At 52.8% G+C, this 8,819-nt stretch carries 6 protein-coding genes; 3 read left to right on the top strand and 3 right to left on the bottom strand.

Going from position 1 to position 8,819, the window contains the following annotated elements; all coding sequences use genetic code 11:
• Nucleotides 1-924 precede the first annotated feature (924 nt).
• From C4520_07855 to C4520_07845, 3 genes are all read left to right on the top strand, one after another.
• On the top strand, nucleotides 925-1,842 hold the full coding sequence (locus tag C4520_07855) for a MerR family transcriptional regulator (GenBank protein ID RJP22763.1): 918 nt from the start codon (nucleotides 925-927) through the stop codon (nucleotides 1,840-1,842).
• Between the two features lie 144 nt (nucleotides 1,843-1,986).
• On the top strand, nucleotides 1,987-3,096 hold the full coding sequence (locus tag C4520_07850; protein ID RJP22762.1) for an acyl-CoA dehydrogenase: 1,110 nt from the start codon (nucleotides 1,987-1,989) through the stop codon (nucleotides 3,094-3,096).
• A 20-nt stretch (nucleotides 3,097-3,116) separates the two neighbouring features.
• A complete protein-coding gene (locus C4520_07845; GenBank protein ID RJP22761.1) occupies nucleotides 3,117-4,355 on the top strand; it encodes an acyl-CoA dehydrogenase in 1,239 nt (412 codons plus the stop codon).
• A 102-nt stretch (nucleotides 4,356-4,457) separates the two neighbouring features.
• Here the strand turns inward: C4520_07845 and C4520_07840 are convergent, their stop codons facing one another.
• From C4520_07840 to C4520_07830, 3 genes are read right to left on the bottom strand one after another with little or no spacing between them, the layout of a single operon-like run.
• Nucleotides 4,458-6,191 (bottom strand): hypothetical protein, encoded by a 1,734-nt coding sequence (locus tag C4520_07840; GenBank protein RJP22760.1) that lies wholly within the window; start codon nucleotides 6,189-6,191, stop codon nucleotides 4,458-4,460.
• A 41-nt stretch (nucleotides 6,192-6,232) separates the two neighbouring features.
• Entirely contained in the window at nucleotides 6,233-6,610 is a 378-nt protein-coding gene (locus C4520_07835) for an FHA domain-containing protein (protein ID RJP22759.1), read from the bottom strand.
• A gap of 6 nt (nucleotides 6,611-6,616) precedes the next feature.
• Complete coding sequence (locus C4520_07830) at nucleotides 6,617-8,791, bottom strand: hypothetical protein (GenBank protein RJP22758.1); 2,175 nt, start codon at nucleotides 8,789-8,791, stop codon at nucleotides 6,617-6,619.
• Between the last annotated feature and the right edge of the window lie 28 nt (nucleotides 8,792-8,819).

Raw genomic sequence — 8,819 nt, 5'->3', positions numbered from 1 at the left:
GCTCGCTTGATCTCCTTCACAAAGCTCGGCCATGGACCCTTCTCCAGCTCGTCCAACAACGGCGTCCCATTTTCACTCATATCCTTCTCCTGTCTTTGCTGACCTCTGGCAAAATCAAATGAGGTTTTGCCCGCCCGAAAGGTAACCGAAATGACACGTTGTGTCAGGGGGTTTTCCCGGTTACCTCCAGTCCATCATCAAAATCCTTTCCTGTTCGGGTGCTGGAGATTGCGAACAGTGGGGATTTTTTGGTAAGCATTTCAACAGAGTTATTCAGCAACTACCATGCCAGAGTTTTCGCCTGAAGATTCGACGGGGCGCGCACGCCTCGTAAGCCTCGCTACAGGCTTATCTTACATGGCTAATCTGGAAAGAAGATCCGGGGCTTTTTAAGTATCTTTAGCCAGTTTGGCGCTCAAGAAAACATGAAATATTTGCATGTTTTTTCGTGGATTTTGCCCCTACTACGCAAAATTTGCAAGGCTATTTCCGATCGTAGCGAGAAGGAGAACAGGCTCGTTTTTGACCGGATACTACTGACTCTTATCTCCTCCTAACATTCGGACAGGCCGATTCGCATTTTGGATGCAAAAGCCTCAACGAGCGGGTGTTTCCTCGGCTTGCTCGTCAACGTGAGTTATTTCTGAAAGCCCGACCATAAGAAAGAAAAATTTTGAAAAAGCCGCGACAACGCTTCGGAGGACGTTCGGAGAACTCAAGGATCTATTAAGTTCTGTTAAAAGGAAGAAGGCTGGGTGTCACCCCTAACACCCAGCCTGATGAGGAAGAGACGCAACCAAGAGAAGGTTGCACGCACAGTATAGCACACCCACGCTCGGAAATCCAAGAAAATTTTTCAATCGTTTTCGCCGGTCGTCATTGCGCTGAACTGAGGCGGCAAGTTTGATTGTCCCGCCTTGGCGGATGAATTGCGAAATGCGGCTCTGGTTTTCTGTTGATTCGGCGCTTTTTTACTTGACAACGCGGGCGGCCCTTTATAAAATCATCTATCAAGCGAAGCTTGATAGTTTGTTCTCCCGCCCGTTAAGTCACATCCGAGCCGAAAGTGGCTGTGTTTTTATGGAAAAAGTTTCGCAAATAAAACGAATGAAAATTCAGGAGCTTGCGAAACAAGCCGGCGTAAGCAAATCCACTATCCATTATTATATGGAGAAACAGCTCCTGCCTTCCCCCGTCAAGCTTAATCGAACCTCAGCCCTGTACGACGAAAGCTACATTGAAAGAATCAGATTAATTCGCAGGCTTCAAAAGAAGGCGTTTTTGCCGCTCGGCCGCATTAAGCGATTGCTTGATACGGTGCAAGACATGGAGATGTTAGAGAATGTGCTCCACATCAGTTCTCATTATGCGGGATGGCTGGCCGACGCCTCCCGTGGCCGCCCACTTTGTGAGGCTGACATAGCGGCCGAATTCGGATTTTTTCCGGAGACACTGGAGCGGCTGGAGCAATTGGGGGTACTTCACCCCGAGGTAAAGAGGGGGAATAGGATCTATCATCCCGAAGATGTGGAGATCTTGAGGATACTGCTGAGGATGAGCGAACTGGGATTCACTCCGGCTCGAGGATGGCCGCTGGAGGCGCTTTGCATATATGTCGAGGCGGCCGGTCATCTCGCCGAAAGAGAAGTGGAGCAACTGTTTCAAAGGATGATGGATGGGCTGCATCCTCGAGATACACAGGATCTGTTTGGAGGGATGGGAGAAGATCTTTTCCTCGGGCTTTTTCTGTGGATGCGGCGAAAAGCGATCCGAAAGGCTTTCGCAGTTCGTTTGAAAAAGATACATCCTCCAGAGGGCGCCAGGATTAAAGCCGGCGAATGAATTGACTTTTTTGCAGTGCAACAGGCGCCGGTGGGGGCAGGAGAAAAGGAGGTAAAAGCCCTGTTCTGTCAGAATGCGGTATGGATGACTATTGATTAGGAAGTAATACTGGTCTGATAAGAGAACGATGAAGGAGAGGACGCAATGGTATCATTTGAACTGAGCGATGATCAACGCATGATCTCGGAGACCGTAAAGAAGTTCGCAATGAACGAGATGCGCCCGATTTACCGGGAATGCGACGAAGGAGGCAAGATACCCCCCGAGTTCATCAGCAAGGCGTGGGAGCTATTCCTGATCCCCAACAGCATCCCCGAGGAATTTGGTGGCGTCGGCGAGCCCAGATCGATTGTGACGGGGGCCATCATTGCAGAGGAACTTGCTTATGGCGACCTTTCGCTGGCCGCCGCCGCTTTGAATCCGGCCGCCGTTGTATATCCGCTGATCGAATTCGGAACCGACGACCAGAAGAAAAAGTATCTTCCGCTCTTCTGCGAGGAGGAGTTCAAGCCGGCGGGAGCGGCCCTGTTGGAGCCGCGAATTGATTTTGATCTGCCATCGATGCAGACAACCGCTACACTTGAGGGCGGCAATTATGTTCTGAACGGAGAAAAATGTCTTGTGCCGATGGCGGCTGAAGCGGAAGTTCTGTTGGTCTATGCGCAGACGGACAAAGCTGCCGGCGCCGCCGGAGTCCAGGCATTCCTGGTGGACAAGGGGACCGCTGGAATGGAGATCGGCGAGCGAGAGAAGAACATGGGGATCAAGGCGCTCGACACGCGAAAAGTCAGCTTCAAGGATTGTCGTATACCGAAAGAGAACAAATTGGGTGGTGAAAAAGGCTGCAACGCGGCCAAACTGCTGAGTTATTCAAACATTGCTTTGGCCGCTATGGCAACCGGCGTTTCCAAAGCGGCATTCGAATATGCTCGAGACTACGCAAAAGACCGAGTCGCTTTCGGCGAGCCGATAGCTTCTCGCCAGGCAATTGCCTTCATGCTCGCGGAAATGGCGATCGAGGTCGATGCGATGCGGCTGCTCACCTGGGAGGCTGCTTGGAGAATGGACAAGGGACATGATGCGGAGCGTGAGGCATATCTTGCGAAACAATATGCAGCCGAAAAAGCCCTCATGATAACCGACCGCGCCGTTCAGGTGCTTGGCGGGCATGGCTACATCAGGGAACATCCCGTGGAACTGTGGCTGCGCAACGGACGCGGCTTTGCGACGTTCGAAGGTCTTATAACCGTCTGAGGCGAGGAGGGCGATCCCCAATGATAGACTTCGAGTTATCTGAAAATATACAAAACATGAAGAATATGGTCCACATGCTGGCCGAAAACATGATGCGGCCGGTGGCGCGTCAATTCGACGAGGAGGAGCACAAAGAAAAGCCGTGGGATTTCATCAACATGATGTGGGAGGATTCGAAGCGTCGGTCAAAGGCCCGGATCGAATCACAGAAGAAGCCGAAAGAGGGCAAGCCTGAGCGACCGGCGGAGAATTCAATCACGTTCGCCAACATTATTGAAGAGCTTTCCTGGGGCGACTGCGGTCTGTATCTGAACATGCCGGGCGGACTTGGCGTGGCTGCGGTTGAAGCAGTCGGCACTCCGGAACAGAAGGAACGCTTCCTGAAGCGCTTTCAGGAAGGTGCACCCAAATGGGGCGCCATGGCAATTACGGAAGCAAACGCCGGCTCCGATACCGCCGCGATCACGGCAACAGCCACCCGCGACGGCGACGAGTGGGTTCTCAACGGAGAGAAAATATTTGTCACCAGCGGCAAATCGGCCGTCGTGGATTCGGAAGGTTTCGTGGTGGTATGGGCGACGATCGATAAATCCGCCGGTCGTGCCGGCATCAAGAGTTTCATCGTCGAACACGGGACGCCGGGAATGACCGTCACCAAGCTCGAGAGAAAACTTGGCATTCGAGCTTCCGACACGTGCACGATCGTTTTCGAAGACTGCCGCATACCATTCGACAACATCTTGGGAAGTCCTGAGGTCCAGAAAAAAGGGAGCACCTCCGGGTTCAAAGGCGTAATGGCGACATTCGACGCGACCCGCCCGATGGTAGCGGCGAGCGCGCTGGGCATCGGGCGCGCGGCAATAGACTTTGTTCGGGAAGAGCTGGCGAACAGAGGAATCACGATCCGCTATGGTATTTCGCCCTATCGGATGACTTCCGTTGAGCGCGACATCCAGCAGATGGAGGCGAATCTACAGGCCGCGCGCTTGCTGACCTGGCGGGCCTGCTGGATGATGGATCAACGGCTGCGCAACAACCTCGAGGCCTCGATGGCCAAGGCAAAGGCCGGGCTGGCCGTAACTCTGGTTACTCAAAAAGCCGTCGAGTTGATGGGGCCTCTCGGGTATTCACGCGATCTGCTGTTGGAGAAATGGATGCGCGACGCCAAGATCAATGATCTATTCGAAGGAACCGGGCAAATCAACATGCTTATCGTCGCCCGGCGAATCCTCGACTACTCGAGGGATCAATTGAAGTAAGGTGATGGAGTAGTGCGAACGGTTTGCCCCCCGCCCGGTTCAGCAGCCGGGCGGGGGTTTTTGATGTGAGCGGAGCGACAGAAACCTGGTCGCGATCTATCGTCACCTGAGTGAAAAACCGATCAAGCGAGGCGATTGATCGGAACCATCCAACGGCACAACTTTCACTATGGCGACAGAACCCGAGACATGAACATCGGAAGCTGCTCCGTCTATGAGTATTTCCCATTTCTTCACACCCGTCGATAATTCATATGCAGAAAGCGCCGAGAGAGGGGCAATATCTTGAGGGGGATCAACTGGCATTTCCGAATTATTTTCCCAGTGCAGCAGCGAAAGCGCATACACGGCTCCATTCAAGAAGTGGAGATTCCCTTGAAGGGTTCTCGAGATAAACTCCTCACCTGAAGCCATATCCAGCCCGCACAGCACCTTTTCCGTGGTTGCCTCAGTCAACGTGAAGATATCCGGATCCAATTGGGAGGATGATCCCGCAATTTCGGGAAATGGCGGATTGTGCACAGCGGTCTTTGGAGGTTTCGGCTTATGCTCTCTCCGCCCGCAAACATATACATATTGAGAAGCGGTAAAGAGGCGGCCCGTCGCGAGGCGGACGTCCGCCATCCATTTCCGCAATCCGCTGTCGGCCTCGATACACGAGAGCAGACCATCCTGTGAAAGCACGAACAGGAGCCCATCTGAATAATCAAGTGACAATACAGTCTGTTGGGCAAGGGGGTGTTGCCACAGGACACTCCCGCTCAAGGAAATCAGGGAAATCGATTCCCTTGTAGCAATAAGAAAACCTTGCGGGATCGGCATCGGTGGAAGAACGCACCCGCCATCCAAATCCGTTTGCCATCTCAGGAAACCAGTATGGGGATCAAGCGCAAGCAATGCTGAGCCGGCATTCAGATCATTTTCCGTTTTCTGTCCGGCGGGTGACGCTTCTTCGGACGCCGGGAGAGAAACGGCTCTTTCTCCAAATCCATAGAGGGTCGCATCAACCAGGAACAGATCATTGACAACGACTTCTTCTGCAGGAAAGGCCCATATTTCCTTACCCGTGCCTGCTTCGACCGCGGATATCATCGAGGCCGGCGCGTCTCCTTCTTGAACCCGGTTCCCCCGCGAATCTGCACGCGCTCGGCGGGAGGAATATCCGCCCCGAGGTCCGGCGGATGAAGAGGAAAGAAAAAGCGTTTCGTTCGAAAACACCAGGGAAGCGGACAGGTCCGGCTGCGGTAGAGCGTATTCCCATGCCGGCCTCGTTTCGACCGAATTGAGGAGGAGGAGCTTTCCGGAAAAATCAACAAAGGCGCGCCCTGAATCGAAGGCAGTAAGCCGGCAGCCCTTGTGTTCCTCCGGCAGATGGGCCAGCCATCGCTGTTTTCCGGAATTCGTGTCGACGGCTTGCACCGTATTATCGTCTTTCATTACAAAAACCGTGTCTATGGATGGCACGATTTTATATCCGAAACATTGGGGCGAATATTTCAGCTCCCAGAGCCTGGCGCCCGGGCGTTCCATCTTTGAGTAAATGAAAAAAAATGAGAGCCCGATCAATAAACAGATGCTTGCCGCAAGTCCTATGAGGGCGCCCAGCTTGAATTTCGATTTTCTGCGGTAGGCCGCAAACATATGGAGAGAGTCTTGCGCGATTTTCTGGGTCCAGCACTCGGCGCTGCAGATATGCTCGCCGCCGTAGTAACGGATGCAGTCCTTGCAGATAGGCCTGCCGCAGATGTCGCAATGCGCGGCTGCGGCAATAAATTGATGGTTGGCGCACGGAAGCTTGCGGCGAAAAAGTCTCTGTTCCTGTCGCTCTTCTGGCATCGCACGCGGTTTGCCTACGGGAGGCGGCCTTGAGGCGGAACTTATCCTTTTACGGAGCGGAGCCTGACGGTTAAGAGGGTGGCTCCGACTCGTAACAATTTATTCAAATCAATGGCAACCTGCCCCTGAACCTTGTGTTCGCGAAAAAAGGTCCCGTTTGTGCTCTTCAAATCAGTGAGGGTAAGCGAGTCGCCTTCCCTTTCAATCGTGGCATGATGCCTGGAAATAAGATGGTCATAGGGAAGATGGACGATGTTGTCACTCGCTCGACCGATCGTGATCGGGAATTCCCGGCATTCGATGATGCGACCGTCTTCCGGTCCGTTCATGATCTCGATCACAAACCTGCCTATTCTCCTGGAGGAAGATTTTGCAGCATTGACTGACTGAGCTTCATTCAGGGGTCCTTCATCCATCATGGCGAACTAACCTTGTGAGCAGGCGGCGATAAACTCGGTTACGGATTCTGAATCAATCACACCTTTCTGAGAATTCCCGGACAGTTTGGCGAAGATGCATGTGCGATCAAGCACCTCCAGCGCTCTTGCCGGAAACGCCGGCTCGGCGAAACGGCCGGAAAGCTCCATTACGGCTGCAAGAGCATCCGGTTCAATAGTGAACGAATGCTCCACTTCCAAGACATCTTTGGCGGCGGACAGGATTTCCATAACTGTCTCCGCGGACGGCTCTGACAGGTTGATCACGTCAAAATGGGAAAGTATTTCTTTCGACTCCATTTCGCACGATTCCACCCCTTCCGGAGTCGTCGTGGCCACAATAATAAGGTCATTTGAGTCGAGATAACTTGTCATGATTTCCGCAATAAAACCGATTCGAGCGCGCGCGCCTATTCCGATAAGCACATCGAGTCCTTCCACGGCGAGGATGCCATTGAATCCAATTACAGAGGTAATCAGATTCAGGAAAAGTTCCTCTCTCTGCTCGTCATCTTCGGTTACCGAAAGCAAGTCGGCTTTTCTCAGCTCGTACATTCCTCCGTAGGGTATGCCGTTATCCTGGCAGGTTTGCTCGAGGTGGCACTCGAGCTCGCGGACGAAGGCCTTTTTGCCGATGCCGGGCGGGCCATTCAGAATTACGCTTCTTCGGCTGTCGAGTATCGAATGAACCGCCGCCTGAAGCTCGTCTTTCCGGTTGATAAAAGGAATCGTGTCAGGAAGATATCTTGCACACACAAGTTTTCGGGCGCATTTGCCGAGGGGGGTATCGGGATCATTTGGGCAAAAAGCGGGAATTTTTTGTATGAATTCCTGTCGCAGGTAGTCGGCAGCGGCTTTTACGTCAATATTCATTTCTTTCAAAGCGCGAACAGGCACGTTTTTGCCTTCCTCGAGTATTGCGAGGAGCACATGTTGCGGAAGCATCCGTTCATGACCAAACTCGCGTTTGATGATTCGCGCCGATTTCATGATGTTCTTGTACCGTGGCGTCTTGATAATACCGTCCCAGTACCACGGTCCCTCGCCTTTCGGCAGGCGGTCAAACAATTCGGAGCGTATTTGAGGAGCGGTATATTGATCGCCAAAGCAGCTGACCACCAGGCTTTCTTCCTCGGCGAGCAGGCCCAGCATCATGTGCTCGACGCCAATGTAATAGTGGTTCAGCCTGCGCGACTCTTTCTTTGCAACTCCGCGGATCCGAGCTACTCTGGAAGCCGAGCCACCCTCCTCTTCGACCTCCAGCTTATGCGGCAACCTCCCCGAATCCAGCAACTGAGCAAGAAAATCGGCGATGTGGTCAAACGTTTGAAATCGGTTCTGCGGGTCTCTCGCCATGCATTTGAGGATGGTTTCTTCGAGCCACTGGGGGCAGGACCGGTTTCTCAGACGCGGGGCAACAGGTGCGACGGCAATGAATTCATGCAGAGGATCCTGCGTCTTTTTGACAACCGGCGGCGTAGTGCCCGTCGCCGCCTCATACATGATTGCGCCAAATGCATAGATATCGGTCAATTCATTTGCGGAGGCAGGGTCGCGGAGCTGTTCCGGCGCCAGATACTGTATTTCATTCTTGAACAAGCTCATATTTTTCGTCTTCGCAGCTTGATGGATGACAGGCGCAAAACCGATATCGGTTATCCTGACGTTCCCGTCATGGAGCAGGATCACCTGCGGGTTCAAGCCGCCGTGGATCACGCTGCCGCTCTGTTCGAAAAGGCTGGCGTTGTGGAGCACTTTCATTGCGCTGACCAACTGTTTCATCAAGGCGGCTGTTTGTTCCAACGGCAGCGCCTTGCCGGAAGCGGCATTGAATATGGTCGCCAGAGTCGGACCCGCGACATATTCAATAAAAATATGTGGAATCCCTCCGTATTCTTTGACCATGAAGGCTTTTACCGTTTCATCGCCTTCGCTGAGGCCGATCCAAATTTTAGCTTTTGCCTCAAATCGAATACGTGCGGATTCGTCCAGAAGGATCACATCGGAAAACCGCTTGACAAGAAAAGTGTTTCCCGAGATGCGGTCCTGAACCACATACTGGATCCACCAGCGGCTGACCAATTTTTCCAGCACCTGGTACTGGTTGTCAATCCACTGGCCGATATGAAACATGGAACCCCCGAGCATTTGCTTGCCATTCATAATTGGAGATTATAGTGCATAAACGGTT

Source organism: Candidatus Abyssobacteria bacterium SURF_5 (assembly GCA_003598085.1).
Taxonomy (GTDB): Bacteria; Abyssobacteria; SURF-5; order SURF-5; family SURF-5; genus SURF-5.
Note: the sequence above shows the minus strand (reverse complement) of the source record. Positions and strands in the feature narration are given on the sequence as shown.